General features: G+C 53.9%; 19 protein-coding genes. 18 read left to right on the plus strand and 1 reads right to left on the minus strand.

Going from position 1 to position 21,533, the window contains the following annotated elements; genetic code table 11:
• The first annotated feature begins 7 nt into the window (after positions 1–7).
• The 8 genes from NYE74_RS28780 (at position 8) to NYE74_RS28815 (ending at position 8,295) form a co-directional block, all read left to right on the plus strand.
• A complete protein-coding gene (locus tag NYE74_RS28780; protein WP_027093301.1) occupies positions 8–487 on the plus strand; it encodes a hypothetical protein in 480 nt (159 codons plus the stop codon).
• An 81-nt stretch (positions 488–568) separates the two neighbouring features.
• Positions 569–958 carry a hypothetical protein gene (locus NYE74_RS28785; RefSeq protein WP_110843994.1) on the plus strand — a complete coding sequence of 130 codons (390 nt, stop codon included), beginning with the start codon at positions 569–571 and terminating at the stop codon, positions 956–958.
• Positions 959–968: 10 nt separating this feature from the next.
• Positions 969–1,517 (plus strand): hypothetical protein, encoded by a 549-nt coding sequence (locus NYE74_RS28790; protein WP_124331904.1) that lies wholly within the window; start codon positions 969–971, stop codon positions 1,515–1,517.
• Positions 1,504–2,487 (plus strand): hypothetical protein, encoded by a 984-nt coding sequence (locus tag NYE74_RS28795; RefSeq protein ID WP_124331903.1) that lies wholly within the window; start codon positions 1,504–1,506, stop codon positions 2,485–2,487. The genes NYE74_RS28790 and NYE74_RS28795 overlap by 14 nt, the downstream gene beginning before the upstream one ends.
• Before the next feature lie 115 nt (positions 2,488–2,602).
• Positions 2,603–3,709 (plus strand): copper amine oxidase N-terminal domain-containing protein, encoded by a 1,107-nt coding sequence (locus tag NYE74_RS28800; protein ID WP_227872726.1) that lies wholly within the window; start codon positions 2,603–2,605, stop codon positions 3,707–3,709.
• Between the two features lie 4 nt (positions 3,710–3,713).
• Positions 3,714–7,532 (plus strand): DUF5704 domain-containing protein, encoded by a 3,819-nt coding sequence (locus NYE74_RS28805; protein ID WP_227872725.1) that lies wholly within the window; start codon positions 3,714–3,716, stop codon positions 7,530–7,532.
• 34 nt (positions 7,533–7,566) lie between these two features.
• Positions 7,567–8,007 carry a hypothetical protein gene (locus tag NYE74_RS28810; RefSeq protein ID WP_080835134.1) on the plus strand — a complete coding sequence of 147 codons (441 nt, stop codon included), beginning with the start codon at positions 7,567–7,569 and terminating at the stop codon, positions 8,005–8,007.
• A 21-nt stretch (positions 8,008–8,028) separates the two neighbouring features.
• A complete protein-coding gene (locus NYE74_RS28815) occupies positions 8,029–8,295 on the plus strand; it encodes a helix-turn-helix domain-containing protein (protein ID WP_124331901.1) in 267 nt (88 codons plus the stop codon).
• Here the strand turns inward: NYE74_RS28815 and NYE74_RS28820 are convergent.
• Positions 8,270–8,866 (minus strand): hypothetical protein, encoded by a 597-nt coding sequence (locus tag NYE74_RS28820; RefSeq protein WP_174719587.1) that lies wholly within the window; start codon positions 8,864–8,866, stop codon positions 8,270–8,272. The two genes, NYE74_RS28815 and NYE74_RS28820, sit on opposite strands and share 26 nt — an antisense overlap.
• A gap of 298 nt (positions 8,867–9,164) precedes the next feature.
• On the opposite strand from NYE74_RS28820, the gene NYE74_RS28825 reads away from it, so the two are divergent.
• The 10 genes from NYE74_RS28825 to NYE74_RS28870 all read left to right on the plus strand — a co-directional run bounded on the left by NYE74_RS28825 (position 9,165) and on the right by NYE74_RS28870 (position 21,530).
• Positions 9,165–9,506 (plus strand): TnpV protein, encoded by a 342-nt coding sequence (locus NYE74_RS28825; protein ID WP_227872724.1) that lies wholly within the window; start codon positions 9,165–9,167, stop codon positions 9,504–9,506.
• Positions 9,507–13,087: 3,581 nt separating this feature from the next.
• The gene (locus NYE74_RS28830; RefSeq protein WP_341005540.1) at positions 13,088–15,586 is read left to right on the plus strand and encodes a DEAD/DEAH box helicase family protein; all 2,499 of its coding nucleotides are present in this window, start codon (positions 13,088–13,090) and stop codon (positions 15,584–15,586) included.
• A gap of 181 nt (positions 15,587–15,767) precedes the next feature.
• Positions 15,768–16,052: a hypothetical protein gene (locus NYE74_RS28835; RefSeq protein WP_036623505.1), complete on the plus strand. Its 285-nt coding sequence runs from the start codon at positions 15,768–15,770 to the stop codon at positions 16,050–16,052.
• Between the two features lie 49 nt (positions 16,053–16,101).
• Positions 16,102–17,052 carry a DUF3991 and TOPRIM domain-containing protein gene (locus NYE74_RS28840; RefSeq protein WP_124331899.1) on the plus strand — a complete coding sequence of 317 codons (951 nt, stop codon included), beginning with the start codon at positions 16,102–16,104 and terminating at the stop codon, positions 17,050–17,052.
• Between the two features lie 163 nt (positions 17,053–17,215).
• Complete coding sequence (locus tag NYE74_RS28845; protein WP_036623502.1) at positions 17,216–17,506, plus strand: type II toxin-antitoxin system Phd/YefM family antitoxin; 291 nt, start codon at positions 17,216–17,218, stop codon at positions 17,504–17,506.
• Complete coding sequence (locus NYE74_RS28850; RefSeq protein ID WP_124331898.1) at positions 17,484–17,801, plus strand: type II toxin-antitoxin system RelE/ParE family toxin; 318 nt, start codon at positions 17,484–17,486, stop codon at positions 17,799–17,801. Before NYE74_RS28845 ends, NYE74_RS28850 begins: the two co-directional genes overlap by 23 nt.
• Positions 17,802–18,065: 264 nt before the next feature.
• A complete protein-coding gene (locus NYE74_RS28855; protein ID WP_036623498.1) occupies positions 18,066–18,422 on the plus strand; it encodes a plasmid mobilization protein in 357 nt (118 codons plus the stop codon).
• Between the two features lie 15 nt (positions 18,423–18,437).
• Positions 18,438–19,844, plus strand: coding sequence for a relaxase/mobilization nuclease domain-containing protein (locus tag NYE74_RS28860; protein ID WP_036623496.1), 1,407 nt, complete (start codon positions 18,438–18,440; stop codon positions 19,842–19,844).
• On the plus strand, positions 19,753–20,628 hold the full coding sequence (locus NYE74_RS28865; RefSeq protein WP_040739002.1) for a PcfB family protein: 876 nt from the start codon (positions 19,753–19,755) through the stop codon (positions 20,626–20,628). The genes NYE74_RS28860 and NYE74_RS28865 overlap by 92 nt, the downstream gene beginning before the upstream one ends.
• Positions 20,625–21,530, plus strand: a complete 906-nt coding sequence (locus NYE74_RS28870; protein WP_316560495.1) for a hypothetical protein — start codon at positions 20,625–20,627, stop codon at positions 21,528–21,530. Before NYE74_RS28865 ends, NYE74_RS28870 begins: the two co-directional genes overlap by 4 nt.
• Positions 21,531–21,533: the final 3 nt, after the last annotated feature.

Consider the following 21,533-nt stretch of genomic DNA (forward strand, 5'->3'; position numbering starts at 1 on the left):
TCGGTTCATGTCCAACGCGCAAAAAGCACTTGTGATGGCGGCAGGCATTTTTCTTGCCATCGCGCTCATTACCCTTGCCGTCGTATTGTTTATTTCCGCGCAAGACTCCACCAAGGCGGCGCAAAGCAATTTCAGCAATATCCAGACGGAGCTGTCGCAAACGGCGTTTACGGTGTACGACAACACGACGTTGTCGGGCAGTCAGGTGGTCAACGCGCTGCGCAAGTTCAGCGATCAGGACCAGTTCGGCATCCAGATTGTCACCGGGAAAAATCCGGCGGGTCAGTGGTATGGCAAGGTGATCAACACGGGTGTTCCGATCGACAGCGTGACCTACGGCTCAGTGGTTGGTGAAGCGCCGGGGCAACTGAGCCATGCGCTCGATGAAGCGAATATCAACTACGTCAATCCGAGCGGCAAATTTCGGGCGCAACTGGTGCATGACAGCAGCAACGTCATTCGCGGCATTGTGTTTCGGCAGCAGTAAGCGTCCTTACAGACATCACAACGCTGATGGGGCGTCCTTTCGGGTATAGACGGACGCCCAGTTTTTCCAAGGAGGAAGCCGATGGAACATGCCCCCAGAACGATGCTGGAAATGAGCGTGGCCTGTCTTCTCTTTCTGATGGCCGTAACAAGCGGACTGCTACTCTTTCAAACCGGGGCCGCGCTGAACGCCACCGCCTATGTGTCGGGAAAGTCGCTGGATCGCAACATGCAGATGACGGTTTCACCGCTTTCCGGCGACGGCACCGTATCCGGCGCAGAGGTAGCGCAATCCATTGCCCGGCTGGAGACGGGAGACGCGGAAATTGTGGTGGACGGCGTTCGATACGTGCCGCCGCTCGATCGGGACCAGTTCGTCCCCGCCGGCATTCGCCTGAATGCCCGGTATACGGCAGTCGCCCAGCGAGATGCGTCCGGACAACTGGTGCGTCTCATTTTCGCTTTACGCTAAGGAGAATGCCATGAACAGTATCTCGAAAGTTTTCGCGGCGCTCATTGCCGTTCTTTTGCTCTACCTCTACCCCATTTCCGCAGCCTTCGACCAGCAGGACGATATTTCGGAACTGGTCGTCCTGAAAGCGACGACAACGTTTGTGGATGCAGTGCGGGACAAGGGCTTTGTGTCGCCGAGCATGTATACGGACTTTATGGAGGCGATTGCGGCAACGGGCAACACCTTCGATGTGCAAATGGAACACGGAAGCAAAAAGTACGTGCCGGTTTACGACGACCCGACAAGGCCGGATACGTTTCGGGGCAGCTACGAAGTGCACTACGACATGTTTTACAACGCGCAGATCCTGCCCGTTCTGTTCCCGAACAGCGCGGCCGCAAAAGACGATCCGGCGAGACGCTACAAACTGCGGGTCGGCGATACATTTGCGGTCACGGTTAAAAATACGAACCGGACTCCCGGCACGATCCTGTTCGATTTCCTGAACCAGGCCATCAGTCCGAACGAAAAAATCTTCATTCCTTACGGCGGGGTGGTGCGCAATGAGGCTGATTGAATGGGCCATTGTCGGGGCGCTCATTTTCCTGCCGTTTGCGACCGTGAACCGGATTGAAGTCGAAACGCAGCGGAAGGCGCTATTGACCGAGCTGCGCTATAACGCCGCGCTGGATGCCGCGGTGGATGACGCAGCGCGGATGTTGACCGTCAATGCGAATCAGCAGCGGGAGACGCAATACGAATCGGCCAAGCGGGTGGCGCTGAACAAGGACGAAGCGATTGCCGCTTTTTATCGGACGCTGTACGCAAGCTTCGGCATTGCCGACGATCCCGTTGCCCAAGGCGTACTGGGTCGGTATATCCCGGCTATTGCGGTGATTGGTTACGACGGTTTCTACGTCTATGCCGAGGAGGAGTGGACGGGAGCCGACGGGAACACGGAACGGAAACCGGTTTGGGGAGCGAAGAAGCCGTATGCCTACGCCGATTCATCGGGCAACAGCCTTTCGTTCACGCTGGACGATTTCGTCCTCGCTTACGATGCGGACAGCCGGAGCTGGCACGAAGGCTTGCGGGCCGACGTTAGGCATCAGACGAACATTGCGCTATTAAAGGATGCGGAGCGATTTGAGCAGGTGCGCCGGAGCACCATCGTCCGCGCAATTGAAGACGAACTCGCCTACCGGATCAACAAACACAACGAATCGGTTTCCCGATACGGCTTTTCTTACACCTTCACGCTGCCGACCATTTCGCAGGAGGAATGGCACAATACCGTGGATGACGTCGGGGTGCTTGCCTTTATCCAAGGCATTCCGATGGGAGGCAAGTTTTACAACAACTATGCGCTCGGCGGAAGCCGCGTGCTCAAAAAGCCGGAGATTGTCGGAGCCAGGAAAGGAAGCATGAAAGTGTATTATCGCAGCACATGCGACTTTACTTATCCGGTGGAAGAGACGTTTTCCAGCGAAAAAGCGGCCGCGCAAAAAGGCTATATGCCGCTGGGCTGTCCTGACTCGCCATCTTAACGAGACGGCGGTGATTTCGGAAAGTGGACACGCCGTCAGATCGGCTTTATGATGAACCTAACAGTCGAAATCTTCCAAACTTGTCATGATCCATATTAAGAGAGGAGCGAATGGCGTGAGAAAATGGGTAATTGCAGGACTTGTCGCCGCGATGATTTGCAGCTTGTTCACCGTAACGGCAAGCGCGGCGAGCAACCCTCCGTCCTTTGTCAGCGTCGTCATGGACGGACAAAAAATCTGGTTTCCCGATGCGCAAGCATTTGTCGATGAAAACAACCGGACGCTCGTGCCGGTTCGATTCATCGCGGAAAAGATGGGCGCGAACGTAGGCTGGGAGCCCAAAACCATGACCGTACCGATTGAGCGGGACGACCTGCATATTGTGCTTACGATCGGCGAAAGCAAGACGCTCGTCAATGGTAAAGAAGTGGCCTTCGATTCGAAGGCGATCACCAGCGGCGGCCGGACGTTTGTCCCGCTGCGTTTTGTCAGCGAAGCGCTGGGGGCGGAAGTGAATTGGGATAGCCCGACATCGACCGTCTTCATTTCCACACAAGAAGACGCCAATGCGAAGTACGATGAATGGGGCCGCCTGATTCGCACAACCAACCTGCCCAAGAATGCGCAAGATTATCCTTATATACTTGCCGATGTGCCGAATGAAGCCTATGAGATGGCCTATCCCTACTCGCATCCTACGGACAGCAAGGTTTCTTCGGTGCTCTATTCGACCATACCGGAATTCAATAAGAAGAACGTGGACATTTGGATGAGCCGACTGAAAACGTTTGGTGCACTCTGGCTGAACGTGGATTACAAAACGATTGACGATACGTGGGCGCAGGCGGTATTTGCCACGAAAGTGCAAAGCTCCAATGCGGAATTGAAATATATCCGGCGGTATGCGGAGTGGGTGAAAGAAAACAAGATTCAGATCGAAGGATACCTTGATCCCGAGCCTTCCATGATCTACCGGAATGGATTTGGCGATAATTATGTTCGTGCCAAATTCAGAATTAAATTTGTTTCGTTTAAGGAAAACAAAGACTTAATTTACGATGAAAGGTTCCCCAATCAACAAACTTTTGAAAAAGGAGTTTGGTACGAAGGCTACACCGACATCTCGATGTCTACGAATGTGGGAGGCAACTGGGGACCCACGCTAAAAGTAAGTCCGAGTGCAAGTTTATTCTACAACCATACGATGAAAAGGATGGAGTAGAGATATGAACAAATTGCATAAACGATTCTTGAGCATGCTGCTGGCATGCTTATTTTTGTTTTTCTCCATTCCAACCTCTGTTTTCGCGGGACCTCCCGATGTCAGAACTGAAAATGGCACCATCAAATTTAAGATCACCAGTACGGCTGCAACATCGTCCATTAAATACAGAACCGTGGGTTGGACGGTGCGCCGTGACCAATTATGTACGAATTCGACGCCCAAGCAGTGCGGCGATCCGAGAAGCGGCCAACACGCTTCTTTTTTGGACCAGCAAGTACGGCAAGTCGGCCAAGAACCGAATCCGCCCATCCCCGGCCAGCCTGTCACGACCTATTACGAAGTCAGCGAGGCGCTTGTCACGGAAGGCATGTGGAACGCGGGCATGGGCGACATCAAAGACAACGACGACTTATATTTGTATGCCATCATGGTGTCCATCGACGGAAACGGCAACGTGCGCAAAGGGCCATTTTATACGCTGGATGAGATCAAGAGGGCCGAACCTTGGGCGCATCCGGACGACTTGGACGATTATTTCGGCATTCATGTGCCCTATCGAAGCGCGGAATTTCCCGTCGATGTCATTGCGAAAACCGTAGGTGGAAAAGTCATTGAGCAACCGCAAGTTACGTTTCAAAAGGGCAAGTTCAAAGTCGGGGAAACGATCAATCATGAATTTCCCGAAACGATCGAGGATAACGGGAAAACGTATAAAATCGTTCGTTCCTATTTGTCGCCCAAGCAGGACCCGACGCGGAAAGACTGGCTGCAAGAAGACCCGGACACCAATCCGAAGGTGCGAACGCGAAGCTTTACGGTGCATCTGGGCGGAACGGACGCGGTTGCCGAATATGCGGAGAACAATCCGGTGAAAGCCATATATCAGAAGGAAGACGGCACCAAGCTCAAGGAAATGGACAAAGGCGTTTTCGCTACCGGGGATGAGGCGAATCATACGTTCGAAGAGCAAGTCACATATGGCGGTCAAACGTACGAGATCATCCGATCTTACATTACGAACAATAACAAACCCGACGAGAAGCTGTTCATTCAGGAAAAAGGCGACCCCAAACTCAAAGAGCGTTCCATTCTGGTGGGATCGGGCGGCTCCAACTTTATCGGCATTTACAAAATTCCCTCCTCGGTAACGGTCACGTCCCGGATTGAAGCGCCGGAAACGGTCGACCAAAACGTGACCGAAGTGGACGGGAATTTTGTTTTTGAAGTCAAGTCGTTAAAAAATTTGCAGTCATACGAAATCACGGATATTCGAAATGCCAGGCTCGTTCAAACGGGCGACAAAACCGGAAACCTCTCCGGCACGTCAACGAGTAAAACGATTCCGATCAAAATCCCGTTCACGTCCGGCGACAAAGTGAGCGTGCAAATCACCATCGTCGTGAAGGATGTGGACGGCAATACGGGGGATTCGACATCGGACCATACGGTGCGTAAAGGCGACGGGGGCGGAGAACCTCAACCGGGCGATTCCCAGCAGGACGAAGCGATGGAGCCAAACGTTTCTGCCGTCATTCAGGCGGATGCGCGCGGCGCAGAAAAATTTGATGTGCTGCAAGGCATACCGACTTCAGAGAGCCTGTATGTGAACGCTTTGGCCAAATCGTACTTGTATCGCAACACGTTCACGGAAACGACCGGCACAAAGCAGTACACGATTCAGGTGAGTAAAACATATACCCTTACCTGGACGGAGACGCAATCCGGCCCGCCCGATGCAGATGGGAATCCGACGACCATTACCGTTCCGCGTTCAGATACACAGACGGTCACCAAAAACTATTCGATTGAACGCAAGTACAGCTTCTGGACGATTCAAAATCTCGAAGTGTACGGCATTCAGAAGGCGATTGTCTCCAATTATGCGCTTCCGTCGGGAACGGTGACGCTGGAGCCGAATGGCTATGCGCCGCCAACCGTTTCCGCCGCGCATGATGCGTCGCTCAACGCGCATATCATCGATCCGGTCTATTCGAATGTGACGCTTCCCGGACAAACGATTTCCGGCGGTTCCAGCCGGCCTTCCGTACCGAACGAGGACTGGAGGTCAACTGCAGAAAGCGCCATCGGCAAGATCAAGGTGAAAAACGACTCGTTCATTTTTAACGGAAATACAATCATGGACAACCGAATCGTTGAGGAAAAAGCACCGACGCCGGGAGCGATTCCGGCTCCCCCGATGATCGGTCAGGATGTGCTGTACGGCTCTGGCTATGTCATTGATGCCGGAAAAACGAATAAAGCGAATCAACCGAGCACTGGAACCATCTTTTATACACTGGTTAAGGGCATTGGCGGCGGAGAAAACAAGAGCTATCCGATCGGCGGCATTAATCCGGTGACGGTGCATACGCCGGTGGTGAACTACGCCTCGGTGTCGGACGATCAGGCCCACAACCAGAAAACGCAGCCGACTGCCGGGCGATCAGCGCTCATTCTGGACCGGCCCTTTACCGTGATGATTCCGACAAGCGGCCCGCACAAGGACATCAAGGGCTATGGCAATCGGGATTATGCCAAGTATGTGAGGGACAAGCAGGTACGCTTTCCGTTCGATGTGTACAAAGCGGATCGCACAGCGCTCGTCCCCAAGGACACGTGGGTGTCCATCCCGGTCGGTCAGTTGCAGACGACTTTCTATTTACCCGTTTGGGTGGACGAGGGCAATTACGACGTGTTATTCCGAACGTTTGCCGAGAATAGTCCGGCCTCCTTTACGTCCCAGATGAATGCCAATCTGGACTTGTCCAACCATGTGGCTACGCAGGTGGTTCCAGTGGAAGTGATTGGCCGCCTCTATGATTTCCGCATCACCGACATTGCCGATTTTGCATGGGAATCGGTGTTCCGCACCCAAAAGGGCAGCGCGACGCCGACAGGAAATGCCTATTGGGTCGGCACGAAAGGAATTGACGGCGCACCGCGCGGCAATACCCCACCTTACGTGCTGCCGGTACGGCAAGGCAGTCATCCCGAGAGCGGCAAGAAAAACGTAGCGGTCAAAACGGGTTACCATGTCAAATTCGAAGTCATGACGAAAGGCAACATGTTCGGTTCGGGCGACGGCATCCTCATTACACCGACGTTTTATTTTGTGGACAGCAAGGGGAAGAACAGGCAGGAAGTCGATCTGTACTATCATTCAGGCAGTCAGCGGTTTATTCGTATCGGCTCCAGCGACGATGTTGAAAAACGGTATGTGACGCTCGACGCTCGCCTGCGCAATGTGCCGAAGCAGGAGTTGACCGACACTGCCGCAACGCTTTGGTCGCTGAACGGTTCGCCCGGAGACAGGCAGACGTTTATTGATCAATATGTAAAGGATGCGCAGAAGCCGACCTATGTGGGCGGCTACGATATCATGCTGCTGCCGCCTCAGCTTCGGACGTTTGTCGGAAGCATGCAGGTGCCCTCCGGCATCGATGCGGCACGCGCCAACGCTTCGGTTCAGCGGTGGAGGGGGGACTACAGTTTGCCCGCCGCGCCGTACGTGGTGCCGAAAGGCTTCAATCTGGCCGAGTACGGCCGCACGCACCGGCTGGACGACCATGCGCCCGTATTTCTGAAGGATGGGTACATCATCGTCAATTTCAACATCGAAACGATCCGCGATCAAGACTTGAACCATCCGCATCTGCAATACAAAAACGCGCCGCTGGACAATCAGTGGCGGATGGAAGGGTTTCAGCGCAGCTTCGTCGATCCATACGGGGCAACGTTCTCCCTGCTGGACGGCGACGTCGTCTTTTATCATGCCGATTTGTCCAGCTACGACGATTATGGCACAGGGGGAACCCATTAGAGGACACTTCTATACCAGCCGGGAGGAAAAGAATATGCTGGAAAGACTGCAAACGGCCGTGTCGGAGGATGCGGCCTATTTTTATTCCGCTTCGATAAAGAAGGATACGGAACGGGGTTGCATCGGGCACCTGCGCGGTTATTTTGGCAGCAGCGGCGAGACATTCTGGGCAAACTGGTTCGAGCATTTGCCAGCGCTAAAAACGCCGGCTTTCCGGGCGGAACTGGATGCGGTTGTGCGGGCATTGACGGAGCAGGGACTTCTTCAAAGCCGCAGCCAGATGCACCGTTTTTGCCTGTCGCATCCGGAGGCCCGATTATCGGGGGCGTGGCATTCCGGCGTATACGGCTTTTGTTTTCAAACAGAGCGCCATCGGTACTACCTGCGTTGTTTCCCGCATGCGGGAGACTACAATTTCTATCTGTACTGCTACATCCGGCCGGATCGTTTGTCGGAACGGTCGCCGGAGCGTTAGCGTCTGCCGAGGAGGAAGTTTATGAATGATCTTACCCGGTATCAACTGCTGGCCAAAGCGAAGGTCCCTCCTGCAGCAAAGCTATTGTACAGCTACCTGATGGACCGCGCGGGCGGGCGGCACGGCTGCGTCTTGTTGTCCGGCAAAAAGCTGGCTTTGGAGGTGGGTCTCTCTCCTTCCACTGTCCGCCGAAATCTGCATCGCCTGCAACTTATTGGACTCATTCGGATTACGGCCCGTTATTCGGAGGAAGGCATTCGCCTCACCAATCAAATAACGTTTCGGTAAGGGAGGTGCTCTCGTGACAGCCAAGTTGCAGCGCATCGTCGAACTGGCTGCCGGCACGGCTCGCACGGTAACGAATCAGCCTGAGCGGTGGGCGGATTTTTTGCGGACGGCGGCCTGGAACTATAAATATCCGTTTCAGGATCAACTGTTGATCTACGCCCAACGTCCGGACGCAACGGCCTGCGCGCCGATTGACGTCTGGAACAAGCGGCTGGATCGCTGGGTGAAACGCGGCGCAAAAGGGATTGCCCTGATTGAAGACCGAGGCAACCACCTGGGCCTGCGCCATGTGTTTGACGTATCGGATACCCAAAGCAGACGCCAGCCGCAGGTGTCGCTTTGGCGGTTGCAGGACAGCGACACGGCTCATGTGATCGAAACGCTGGAAAATGCGTTCGGAGCGCCGGACGAGAGCGAACGGCGTGCGGATCTGCCTGCCGCGTTGCTCGCTGCTGCGCGGAATGCGGTGGATGACAACAGCGCCGATTATGTGGCGGAGTTGATGAAAGAGCGGGAGAACAGTTTGCTTGAGGACCTGGACGTTCCGCATGTGGAATTGTTGTTCAAACAAGCGTCTGAAAAAGCCGTCGCTTATATGGCCTTAACCCGCTGCGAGTTGAATCCCGAACTTTACATTAGCACCGAGGATTTGTCTTCCATTGGTTATTTCAATACGCTTCCAGCATTATCCCACTTGGGCGCAGCGATCAGCGATGTGTCCGAGATGATGCTACGGGAAGTGGAATCGACCGTCCGAGCACTGCGTCGGGATGCACAACATGCAAATGAGGGGCAATCGTTTCATACCCTTGCAAGACCCGATTCCTTGCCGCACAATGAAGCTACTCGACAAGAAAGGAAGGATGAACATGGAACTGACGTACTCGCCGCAAGGGGATTATCTGCTGCCCAACCTGACGCTGAGCGAAGCGGAGACGACCATCGGGAAGTACGGGATGATGCGCAAGACGTTCCTGAAAACCGAGCGGAAGGGCATGTACGCCCATCTGATGTTGTCGGGGCAGTTGAACCAACATCTGGCGGAAGTCGACCGGACAGCGCGGGAGCAGATCGACCGGACGATGCAGGAGCTGCTCGCGTCTCACCCGGCGCCGGACAAGGCGAGCGATCCGCTGGCCTGGACGGGACACATGAACAACCTGAAGCAGCAGGCGGAGGAACTGATTCTCGCGGAACTGATTTATCATTAAAATGGTACGACCGGGAAACGGAGGACCGAAGTCTTCCGTTTTTTCACGACCATGCCCTCATTAATGACATGCTCCGAGCCGCGCCGCTGCGGGAGAGCAAGTCGGACATCGCAGCATTTTTCCTTGCCCATGAAGACGAGCGCGAGCGCATGTTGTATGTGCGCGGTTTGTTTCCGTCAGGCATCACCGAACTGACGCTGGATGAAGGCGTACGAGCAGGATTTGAACCGTACCGAAACGTTTTGCATCTGTGGACAGGGACGGCGGAGGAACGCACGGCGCAAAGCTTTTACGATTGGGGCGTCATCGCCGGGCATATCGCCAGCATGATACTGTTGAACGAATTTGACTTGACGCGAAAGTTGGAACCGTCCATCGAGCAACAGACGCTGTGGATGGAACAAGCGGAGGACGCAAAAGCCTCCGCTTTTTTCATGCCGCAAGCGGTCATTGACGCCATTTTGCAAAACGGCAGCGGTTTTGAGAACGGCAAGTATCGCATCGCGCTGCATTTCCAGCAGTCGCTGTCCGCACAGGAGAACGCCGATTTCCTGAAACGGGAATACGGAACCGGCGGGCGTCTTCCCGCGCTGATCGGCACGGATATTCACATGAATTATGACAGCAAAGGCATCACGCTGACCCGCGGCTCCATCATGAACCCGGATACGCAGGTGGTGCTGCCGTGGATGAACGTGCAGAAACGTATCGGCGAACTGCTGGCAGCGGGTCGTTACTTGAACCGGCAGGAAGCCGAGCGATTGCCCGCTTTTGCAGAGGAACAGGAGGAAAAGCGGAGACAGCAGGCGGCGGAAATGGCCAGGAACGATGTGCCTCAGTCGGATGCATCGTCGGGGCTTTCCCCACGAGACGCACAGGTGGAACCGGAACAAACGCCGGTGAACCGGGAACGAGCGCGCTACGGTTTTGATACTGGCAGTATGGTCTGGATTGGTGCGGACGAATATGAAATTGTTGAACTGGCGCAGCGAACGGTGGTGCTGCAAGACCGGCAGTTCCCGCTCTTCATCAAAGAGGTAAATCGCCGGGATTTTGAGCGGATGCTGCGCGAAAACCCGCTGAACGATCATCTGATTACCGGAGAGCAGGAGCCGGAATGGATTGGCGAAACGGCATGGGAAACGGCGGAAGATGCGGTTTTACCGGAAGAGCCGGTGACGGAGGGGCCAGAAACCGTATCGCAGCCAGACACTTCCCTTTCCTCTGATGGTGCGGCCGGCCGCACCGCGCCAGCCCGTCCGTCTGTCCCGGCTGTCAACTACCGGATTACGGATGATGAGCTGGGGCATGGCGGCGCAAAAACGAAGTTCAAATGGAACATGGAAGCGATTCGGCTGCTGAACAAGCTGGAGCAGGAGCAGCGGCAAGCGACAGCGGAAGAGCAGGCGGTGCTGGCTCGCTATGTCGGATGGGGCGGCATTCCGCAGGCATTTGACGAAGCGAACACGCAATGGGCAGCCGAATATGCGGAACTGAAAAATGTGCTGGAGCCGGAGGAATATGCATCCGCTCGCGCGTCAACGCTGAATGCCCATTATACGTCTGCGTCCGTCATCAAGGCGATGTACGACTGTCTAGAATCGATGGGCTTTCGCAGCGGCAATATTTTGGAGCCGTCCTGCGGCATCGGCAATTTCTTCGGACTGGTGCCGGAGTCGTTCCAAGGCTCGCGGCTGTTTGGCGTGGAACTGGACAGCATTACCGGCCGTATTGCCCGGCAGCTATACCCGCAGGCGTCGATTGCGGTCAGCGGCTATGAACAGACGAATTTGCCGGACAGCTTCTTTGATCTCGCCATCGGGAACGTGCCGTTCGGCGGTTATGGCGTGGCGGATAAACGTTACGACAAACACAAGTTTCTCATCCATGATTACTTTTTCGCTAAGACACTGGACAAAGTGCGTCCGGGCGGCATCATCGCCTTTATTACGTCCAAAGGCACGATGGACAAGCAGAACCCGGCGGTTCGCAAATATATTGCGGAACGCGCCGAATTGCTCGGAGCGGTGCGTCTGCCGAGCAATGCGTTTCTGGCCAATGCCGGAACCGAAGTAACCGCCGACATTATCTTTTTGCAGAAACGGGATCGCATGGTCGCCGTCAGCGAGCAAACCGAAGCATGGCTATCCCTTTCCGAGACAGCGGACGGTGTTCCGGTGAATCGCTATTTCGCAGAACATCCCGATATGGTGCTCGGCACCATGGTTTTTGACGACCGGATGTACGGCAACCGGCAGGAAACGTCCTGCAAGCCATTCCCGGACGCCAATCTGGATGAGCTGCTGCGCGAAGCGTTGTCGGGCATCCATGCCGAATGGGTGGAGCTGGAACGGGAAGACCAGCCGGAGGAAGAAGACCCTTCTCTCCCTGCTGATCCGACTGTGCGCAATTTCAGCTTTGCGTTGGTGGATGGACAAATCTACTATCGGGAGAACAGCCGGATGCGGCGCGTGGACACTTCGGCTACGGCGTCAGGCCGCATCAAGGGAATGATTCTGCTGCGGGACACCGTGCGCGAGCTGATCGAGTATCAAACCGAAGACTACAGCGATGAGATGATAGAGCAGCAACAGCGCAAGCTGAATACGCAGTATGATCGGTTTACGGCGCAATACGGCCTGATCAACAGCCGCGCCAACAGCCTTGCTTTTTCGGACGACAGTTCTTACTTTCTTCTTTGCTCGCTGGAAATCATCGACGAGGAAGGGCGGTTGCTGCGCAAGGCGGATATGTTCACCAAACGCACCATCCGGCAGCGCATCCGCGTGGAACAGGTGGATACCGCTTCGGAGGCGCTGGCCGTTTCCATCGGCGCAAAAGCCCGTGTCGATCTGCCGTATATGGCGGAGCTAACCGGCTGGACGGAAGAACAATTGATAAAAGAGCTGCGCGGCGTCATCTTTCCCAATCCCGAAAATTTGGATGAGGAAGGGAAGCCGATCTACGAAACGGCGGATGCGTACTTGTCCGGCAATGTGCGGGAGAAGCTGCGGGTGGCCAGACAGTTTGCCGCATACGATGCCGAACGTTACGGCGAAAACGTCAAAGCGCTTGAAGCGGTGCAGCCGAAAGACCTGGACGCCGCCGAAATCGATGTCCGCTTGGGCGCAACCTGGCTCCCGCCGGAAGACATTCGGCAATTTCTGTTTGAACTGGTGGACACGCCGCCGATGTACCAGACCTACATCAATGTCATGTATTCCGAATATACGGCTGCCTGGAACGTCAAAGGCAAAAGCGATGACCGCAGCAACAATATCAAGGCGAACGTCACGTACGGCACCAACCGCGTTAATGCGTATAAAATTCTTGAAGATACGCTGAATTTGCGGGACGTGCGCGTATTTGACACTGTGTATGAGGACGGCGTGGAAAAGCGTGTGCTGAACAAGCAGGAAACGGCCATCGCTCAGCAAAAGCAGGAGATGATGAAAGAAGCGTTCCGCGACTGGATATGGCGAGATCCGCAGCGGCGTGAACGGCTGACAAGGCTGTACAATGACCGGTTCAATGCCATCCGTCCTCGCGAGTACGACGGCAGTCATATCCGATTCACCGGGATGAACCCGGAAATCCGGCTCCGCCAGCACCAGGTCAATGCGGTTGCCCGGGCGCTGTACGGCGGCAACTCCCTTTTCGCGCATTGTGTCGGTGCAGGTAAAACCTTCGCGATGACCGCCGCGGCGATGGAGAGCAAGCATTTGGGGCTGTGCAACAAGAGCATGCTGGTCGTTCCGAACCATCTGACCGAACAGTGGGCGGCGGAGTTTTTGCAGCTATATCCGTCGGCGAATATTCTGGTGGCGACCAAGAAGGACTTTGAAACGAAAAACCGCAAAACGTTTTGCGCGCGGATTGCCACCGGCGATTATGATGCCATCATCATTGGCCATTCGCAGTTTGAGAAAATTCCGATTTCGACGGAGCGGCAGCGGCAGCAACTGTACGAACAGATTTCGGAGATTACAAGCGGCATCCGGGAACTCAAGGAAGCCAGAGGCGAACGCTATGCGATCAAGCAGCTTGAAAAAACGAAAAAGACGCTACAAACCAAGCTGGAGAAGCTGAACGACACCAGCCGGAAGGATGATGTCGTCACCTTTGAGGAACTGGGCGTAGACCGGCTATTCGTGGACGAAGCCGATTCGTACAAAAACCTGTTTCTTTACACGAAAATGCGCAATGTGGCCGGACTGTCGCAAACCGAAGCGCAGAAGTCGTCGGACATGTTTGCCAAATGCCGCTATCTGGACGAACTGACCGGAGGCCGGGGTATCATCTTTGCGACGGGTACGCCGATCTCCAACTCCATCACTGAGATGTATACGATGCAGCGCTATTTGCAATACGAGCGGCTCAAGCGGCAAGGATTGCAGCATTTCGACGCCTGGGCGTCCACGTTCGGGGAAACCGTCACCGCCATCGAATTGGCTCCGGAAGGAACGGGCTATCGGGCGAAAACCCGGTTTGCCCGTTTTTACAATTTGCCGGAACTGATGAATATGTTCAAAGAAGTGGCCGATATCCAGACGGCTGACATGCTCCAGCTTCCCGTGCCGAAAGCCCACTTCCATAATGTGGCCGTGCCGCCGAGCGACTTTCAGCGCGATATGGTCGCGGATCTTGCCCGCCGCGCCGAGCGGGTGCGGGCGAAGGAAGTAGAGCCGCATGAGGACAATATGCTGACGATCACCAATGACGGACGCAAACTGGCGCTCGATCAGCGGCTGGCTAATCCCCTGCTTCCCGACGACGAAGGCAGCAAAGTCAGCGCCTGCGCGGACAATGTCTTCCGGTATTGGGAGGAACATCAGGAGACGCGGTTGACCCAGTTGGTGTTTTGCGATTTGTCCATTCCGAAACAGGATGGTACCTTCAATGTGTACGACGAGCTGCGGCGCAAGCTGATGGAGAAAGGTGTCCCGGCTGACGAAATCGCCTTTATTCACGACGCTAATACCGAGATCAAGAAAAAGGAATTGTTCGCCAAAGTACGCAGCGGACAGGTTCGGATACTGCTTGGATCGACATTCAAAATGGGCGCGGGAACGAATGTACAAACGAAGCTGATTGCCCTTCACGACCTCGACTGCCCTTGGCGTCCGCGCGACCTGGAGCAGCGCAGCGGGCGCATTATCCGGCAAGGCAATCAGAACAGCGAGGTGCATATTTTTCGCTATGTGACGGAGAACACGTTCGACGCGTATTTGTACCAGACACTCGAAAACAAGCAGCGCTTCATTTCGCAGATCATGACCAGCAAATCGCCTGTCCGTTCCGCCGAGGATATTGACGAGACGGCTCTCTCCTATGCCGAGGTGAAGGCGCTGGCGACCGGCAACCCGTACATCAAAGAGAAAATGGACCTGGACATTCAGGTATCCAAATTGAAGCTGCTCAAAGCCAACCACTTGAGCCAGCGCTATGCGCTGGAGGACCGGCTGCTCAAAGTGCTGCCGCAGCAAATCAAGTCCACGGAGGAACGAATTGCCGGCTATGAACAGGACGTTGCTTTGTATACACGTTCTCTGGCATCCGAGGCGGATGGGGCAGATAAATTCCCCGGCATGACGGTCAAGGATTACACCTATTCGGAGAGGGCGGCGGCGGGCGCGGCTTTGCTCGACGCATGCAAGGGCATGACGTCGCCCGATCCGCAAGCAGCGGGAAGCTATCTTGGCTTTTCCTTGTGGCTGTCCTTTGACAGCTTCCATAAGGAGTACAAGGTCACGCTGCGCGGCGCCCTGGGTCATACGGTGACGCTCGGAGCGGATGCAGGCGGCAACATAAGCCGCATCAACAATGCCTTGTCCGACTTGCCTGTAAAGCTGGAGCATGCCCGTGAGCAGCTTGCCACCTTGCGGCAGCAAATGGAAACGGCGAAGGAACAAATCGCGGCTCCATTTGAGAAGGAGCAGGAACTGCAAACGAAAGCGGCGCGGCTTGCGGAATTGAATGCGCTGCTCAACATGGACAAACGGGAAAACGAAGCCGTGGACAGCGTGCCTGACGATGAACCGGAAGCGCCGGAACGGCGGGTGGTGGGCCGTGAGCGATAACGGTCTGACACCGTCGTTCCTACCCCTGAAAGGGAACTTCTTGCTGACCATTACGGAAAAGAACATGGTATCGGTGCGAGCATTTCACAGATCGAAGATATGCCCGTCCGTTAAAGGTAAAATCACATGATGAATTGGACTCCAGCTTCGGGGTCCTTTTCTTATTTCCGGAGGAATGAACATGTTGTATGCCGTCCCAAGCGGCGGATGCTTTTGTCCGATTTTGCCGCCTTTTGGTTACGGAACCGGCTTGATCGAGGAGGGAGAAACCGTGCCATCGTTGGAGTTGATATCCAAAGAGAAAAACGGATTTGGCGACACGTATTATTACATCCGCGACTCAAACGGGGTGACCAGTCAAGTTCATGAAGGCGATTTAGACGCATTCATGAAAAAGAAAGGCGTTACGAAGTTGAAGGAAGGCAGAGCTTATACGTACCCCAAAAAGAGGGGTAAGGCACGATGAACAATATACCCATCGGACGCTGTCTGGATTTCCAAATGGAGCTGCGGCAATGAGCTACGTAAACAAGGAACAGATCGAACGCGCCAAAAGACTGGATTTGCTCACGTATTTGCAAATGTACGAGCCTGCGGAACTGGTACGCTGCTCCCGCAATGTCTACACCACCCGAACACATGACAGCTTGAAAATTTCCAACGGCAAATGGTACTGGTGGTCAAGGGGGATTGGCGGGCGCTCGGCGCTGGATTACCTGATCAAAGTGCGCGGCATGCCTTTTCTCGATGCGGTGCTGCAAATGGAAGGCGTTCATCCCGGCAACATGCTTACGGTTTCGCAATCGTGCCAACAACGCACATCTACGGCGCGGTTGGAGCTTCCAGAACCGTATGAAAACTCTCATCGCGTCATGGCTTATTTGAGCAAACGGGGCATCCACCGCTCGGTGATCGACTACTGTCTGGAAACGGGAAGGTTGTATGAAAGCCGCCGCTACCACAACGCGGTATTCGTCGGTTTTGACCAAGATGGGACGCCGCGCTATGCGGCGATACGCGGTACGACAAGCACCCGTTATATGGGAGAAGTTGCCGGCAGCGACAAGCGGTATTCATTTTCCATTCCGGCCTCGGAAAACAGTACGGAACTGCATCTGTTTGAGAGCGCCATTGATCTCTTATCCTACTGTACGCTGAAACATCTCGCCGGCCGGGATTGGCGGCAGGCGCATAAGCTGTCGCTGGCCGGAATATACAGGCCCAGGACAAATGGGGAGGACTCTACTCCCCCGTCTGCCCTAACGCATTACTTGCAGTGCTTTCCCCAAGTAAATCGACTTGTTCTGCACCTGGATAATGATGAGCCGGGGCGATTGGCGGCAGCCACGATACAGAGGCTCCTCTCCCCCGCCCTTCTCATATCCGATGAGCCGCCTAAGTTCGGAAAGGATGTAAACAACGAATTGATGGAATTCCGAAGAAGACGCGGTGAACCATCCCGATAGCGGTAGACGCTGAACGGTTGGTGTCTTTTTTTATGGGTTACGGAAAATTTTCGCAGCATGTGGATAAGATGTGAATAGATTGAGGATAAGCGCAACTGCATTGATTGTATAGCATGTAATAGGTATAATAAAATCAATATACAGCTATCAAGGAGTGACCAAGATGATTATCAAGCCTTCCGCCAGTATCCGGCAAAACTATAATGAAATCGCCGATCTATGCAAATCGTCCGGGGAACCGGTGTATCTGACCAAGAACGGTGAAGGCGATCTCGTCGTGATGGACATTGAGACGTTTTCCCGTCGCGAGAAGATGTTAAAGCTGCGCGAAGAACTGCTCGCTGTGCAAGAGGATCGTTTGGCGGGCCGTGTTGGTGTGACGCCGGATGAACTGGACGCTTACCTGGAGGGCATTATAGACGAGGTTCAGCATGGAAAAGATGCCCCGTTATAAGATCATCGTTTCCGATCGCGCCCGCCAAATGCTGGCGGTTCATGTGCGATTCCTTGCGGAAAAAAATCCGGATGCGGCGCGAAAAACGAAAAACGAATTGCTGCAAGCGATACGTTCCTTGGCGAAAATGCCGGAACGCTATCCTTTTCTGGAAGCTGAATTTATTCCGTCAAACAAGTATCACAAGATGTTCGTGGAAAAATGGTATCTGGTGTTGTATCAGATTCAGGATGAAATCGTGTATGTCGATTTCATTGTAGACTGCCGCCAGGATTACCGCTGGTTGGTGCGATAACAAAAAAGTTCTGAGGAAGACGCTGAGCGAATCGGCGTCTTTTTGTGTTTTTGGGGTCCTCTCTTTTTCCCGGCAGGTGCTTGAAGGCGACGCGAGACGGATGTCTCGTGTTGCAGCAAGCACTGAATTTGGATATCCAAATTCGCTTGTTAGTGGCACAGCCCCTAAGACCCCGTTCGCACGATGCAATTGTTTGATGCTCGATTTGATCCGCGGCGATGAGATTTTCTGTCGGAAGCTCATGTTCGGAAAGGGGTGATGCAAATGAGGAAACGACCAATCTCTTTTCTGGTTCGCTTAAATGAAAGCGAGCATGCTCGCCTTATGACAGAAGTGAAAAAAACGGGACTTTCTCGGGAAGCGTACATTCGGGCATTGATCAATGGGTATATTCCCAAACCGCTACCGCCCCTGGATTATTACGCGATGATGCGTGAACTGAACGCTATTGGGAATAACCTGAATCAACTCACTGTGAAGGCCCATACGACTGGACATCTGGAACGGGCTGCATTTCAGGTGGAAGCCGACCGCTTACGTCACGCAGTCCAGCAGATTCAACAGGCTGTAACCGAACCGGAACGAAGACCACCAGTGCATCCAAATGTGCATCCGCCGTAAGGGGGGGGATTTCACGTGGCAACGACCGCAATCTGGGGGGTGACCGACAGGCTTAAGCGGGTGCTGGATTACGCCGCAAATCCTGACAAGACAGCAGAACGTAGCGAAGGTGGTTTGGAGCAGGTACTCGCTTATACACAGGCGGATGCCAAAACGGAGAAGCAACTATATGTCAGCGGTGTCAACTGCGATCCGTTAACGGCTTATGAGCAGATGCAGCGGACGAAGCGGCGGTTTTTTAAGACGGACGGCATTTTGGCCTTTCACGCCTATCAAGCGTTTGCGCCGGGGGAGACAACGCCGCAAATCGCTCATACCATCGGTGTTAAGTTAGCGCAGGAGTTGTGGGGGGAGCGCTTTGAAGTCGTCGTATCGACCCATTTGGATAAACAGCATGTGCACAATCACTTTGTGTTAAACTCGGTCTCCTTTGTGGATGGGAAACGGTATTACGACAACAAAGCTTCCTATGCTCTGCTGAGGCAGACATCCGACCGGCTTTGCCAGGAACATGCGCTATCGGTGATTGAGCATCCCGAACCGAGCAAAGCCAAGCATTATGGAGAATGGAAAGCGGAACGTGAGCGAAAGCCAACATGGAGAGGGCTAATCCGGCAGGACATCGATCAGGCTATTGCATCTTCCATGACGATGACACAGTTTTTTGCCCATTTACAAAAGCAAGGTTATGAGCTAAAAACGGCGGTTAAACATATGGCGATACGGCCGCCTGGAAAGACACGCTTTGTCCGTTTGCGCAGTCTAGGCGATGGCTATACCGAGGAAGCGATCAAGCAGCGAATATTGCGAAACCGAATACCTGAACGGGAAAGGCCATCCCATGTCCGCAGACGACGTGCCATGTGTAAGAGCCATGTTCGGTCTGGTCGCAAATTGCGCGGCTTGCAAGCTTTATATATCCGCTACTTGTTTGAAATGGGTGTGCTTCCTAGAAAACGAAAGCCTGTCAAAAAGCCATCCTTTAGACTTCGGGAGGATTTGAGACACTTGTCGGTATTGATGGAGCAAACCAAGCTGCTATGCAAGTATCGCCTCACCCATCAAGAGGAGCTTCTCGCTTTCCGTGACAGGTTGGAGGAACAGATCCAATCCCTGCACCTGAAGCGCAAGTCGTTGTACAACCGAATTCGCCGCTGCAAGGATGCTGGCCAGCGAGAACAATACAAAACGCAAATTGCTGTTTGTTCTAAACGGCTTGCCTCGCTTCGAAAGGAGGTGAAGCTGGTTCAAGGCATTTTGGAGCGATCAGGAGAATTACGAGAGACGTTAAACAGAAGTGGCGCACAGGATCGAAAGGAGGAAATTTTCGATGAGTACCGAAACGGAAGCCGCCAATCAGGTTGTCAACATGAGCTTGAAAAGCATCGAAGTCATGGCCAAGATTTCCGGCGAAGGCGCTAAGCATTTGGCGGTATATTTGTTTGCGGCCTTGCAAGGACAAAAACGAACAAAGGGCAGCATCCGGTTGGAGAGTTTGCTGCGCAGTGGGAAAGAATTAAAGGTATTTGCGGTCAAGAACGAAGACCTGGCAACCTTCTGCAAGGAAGCCAAGCGGTATGGCGTGTTGTACTGTGCTTTGCGCGACAAAAAGAACGTGGACGGGATGTGCGATGTGATGGTCCGGGCGGAGGATGCGTCCAAAATCAATCGGATCGTGGAGCGTTTCCACTTGGCCACTGTGGATACCGCCAAAATTAAGAGTGAAATTGAAAAATCCAATGGAATGTCCGAAGCTCCTGCTGTGGAACAAGGACATGAACCAGGTCACGAGCAAGTTCAGGAACAAGAGCTGTCGAAGGAAATCGCAGAAGAAAGGAATACGGACGACTTGTTGGATGAATTGATGGGAAAGTCCGAACTGCCGGAGCCGACTCCATCGGAGGACGACCATTCAACAGCGGAGAAGGAACCGGCGGAAACGTCCCATCCGTCCGAGAATACCTTCGAGCGCAACGAGGTTACCGCAAGGGATACTGATCCACCTTCTCGTCAAGAGCCGGAGCGAGTGTCCGTCCGTCAATTATTGCGGGAAATACGCGAAGAGAACCGGCAGCAAAGGATATGGGAGAAAGACAGACAGCCGCGGGAACAAGCGGAACCGTTGCCGTCTCGAAAGGAGCGGATAGCCGCCGATAAACAACAAGCCAACAAAGCAAAAGGACGAAAGCGAGGGAAAGCCAAATGAGCGAACTGGATGATTTATTCCGACAGGATGCTGCGGCTGCCTCTTCTTTCCGTACAACCGAACCATCCTTCGATAAAGAAGCATGGGTGCAAAAGAAACAGGAGCTGCGGCAATGGACATATGATACGATTGATGCCACCACCTTGTCGGTGATGCAGAACGGTGAGGCGTTCCAGCAATATTTGGATGTCCAGAGCCGCTTTGACCGCTATAGCGTGGCCAATGCGTTGCTGATTCTGGCGCAGCGGCCAAACGCGACTCGCATTGCCGATTTTGACACATGGAAGGAACAAGGGGTATTCATTCGTCGAAAGGAAACAGGGTTTTACATTCTGGAACCGGACGAAACCTATCAAAAGCAGGATGGCAGCACCGGTATCAGCTACAATCCGAAAAAGATGTTTGATATTGCGCAAACGACCGCCGCGTTGAAACGGGAAGAACCGGCATTCCCGGATGATCGCGCCCGTATTAAAGCGTTAATTGACCTCGCCCCTGTTCCGATTGGCATTGGTGATGCGTTGCCATCGGTAAAGCACGCGTTCTATCAGCCAGATACAAAAAACATTACCATTCGTCGCGGGCTTGAGGCCGGCGATATTTTTCGAGCGCTTGCCCAAGAACTGACACATGCTGAACTGGATCGTGGCGATGGACGGTACAACCGCTCAGATAACGAGTTTGTTGCCTACTCCGCTTCTTATATGTTGTGCAGGCAATTTGGTGTTGCAACCGACACCTTCCGCTTTGATCGAGCGCCGGAGAAGTGGAACGGGTTGGAACCGCAGCAAGTTCGTGCCGAGTTGACGCTCATGAAGGAAGCTTTTCAACAAACATCCCAGAGAATGAACCGGAACCTGTCACAACAGCGCCAGCCTAAACGATACGATCCGGTTCGCTAAGTT

Origin of the sequence: Paenibacillus sp. FSL P4-0127 (assembly GCF_038007325.1) — a bacterium.
Lineage (GTDB): Bacteria > Bacillota > Bacilli > Paenibacillales > Paenibacillaceae > Fontibacillus > Fontibacillus macerans.

Bases quoted from the DNA above. Each gene is read 5' to 3' on its own strand.
- NYE74_RS28780 (WP_027093301.1), top strand. From the start codon at position 8: ATGTCCAACGCGCAAAAAGCACTTGTGATGGCGGCAGGCATTTTTCTT.
- NYE74_RS28785 (WP_110843994.1), top strand. From the start codon at position 569: ATGGAACATGCCCCCAGAACGATGCTGGAAATGAGCGTGGCCTGTCTT.
- NYE74_RS28790 (WP_124331904.1), top strand. From the start codon at position 969: ATGAACAGTATCTCGAAAGTTTTCGCGGCGCTCATTGCCGTTCTTTTG.
- NYE74_RS28795 (WP_124331903.1), top strand. From the start codon at position 1,504: ATGAGGCTGATTGAATGGGCCATTGTCGGGGCGCTCATTTTCCTGCCG.
- NYE74_RS28805 (WP_227872725.1), top strand. From the start codon at position 3,714: ATGAACAAATTGCATAAACGATTCTTGAGCATGCTGCTGGCATGCTTA.
- NYE74_RS28810 (WP_080835134.1), top strand. From the start codon at position 7,567: ATGCTGGAAAGACTGCAAACGGCCGTGTCGGAGGATGCGGCCTATTTT.
- NYE74_RS28815 (WP_124331901.1), top strand. From the start codon at position 8,029: ATGAATGATCTTACCCGGTATCAACTGCTGGCCAAAGCGAAGGTCCCT.
- NYE74_RS28825 (WP_227872724.1), top strand. From the start codon at position 9,165: ATGGAACTGACGTACTCGCCGCAAGGGGATTATCTGCTGCCCAACCTG.
- NYE74_RS28830 (WP_341005540.1), top strand. From the start codon at position 13,088: ATGAACCCGGAAATCCGGCTCCGCCAGCACCAGGTCAATGCGGTTGCC.
- NYE74_RS28835 (WP_036623505.1), top strand. From the start codon at position 15,768: ATGTTGTATGCCGTCCCAAGCGGCGGATGCTTTTGTCCGATTTTGCCG.
- NYE74_RS28840 (WP_124331899.1), top strand. From the start codon at position 16,102: ATGAGCTACGTAAACAAGGAACAGATCGAACGCGCCAAAAGACTGGAT.
- NYE74_RS28845 (WP_036623502.1), top strand. From the start codon at position 17,216: ATGATTATCAAGCCTTCCGCCAGTATCCGGCAAAACTATAATGAAATC.
- NYE74_RS28850 (WP_124331898.1), top strand. From the start codon at position 17,484: ATGGAAAAGATGCCCCGTTATAAGATCATCGTTTCCGATCGCGCCCGC.
- NYE74_RS28855 (WP_036623498.1), top strand. From the start codon at position 18,066: ATGAGGAAACGACCAATCTCTTTTCTGGTTCGCTTAAATGAAAGCGAG.
- NYE74_RS28865 (WP_040739002.1), top strand. From the start codon at position 19,753: ATGAGTACCGAAACGGAAGCCGCCAATCAGGTTGTCAACATGAGCTTG.
- NYE74_RS28870 (WP_316560495.1), top strand. From the start codon at position 20,625: ATGAGCGAACTGGATGATTTATTCCGACAGGATGCTGCGGCTGCCTCT.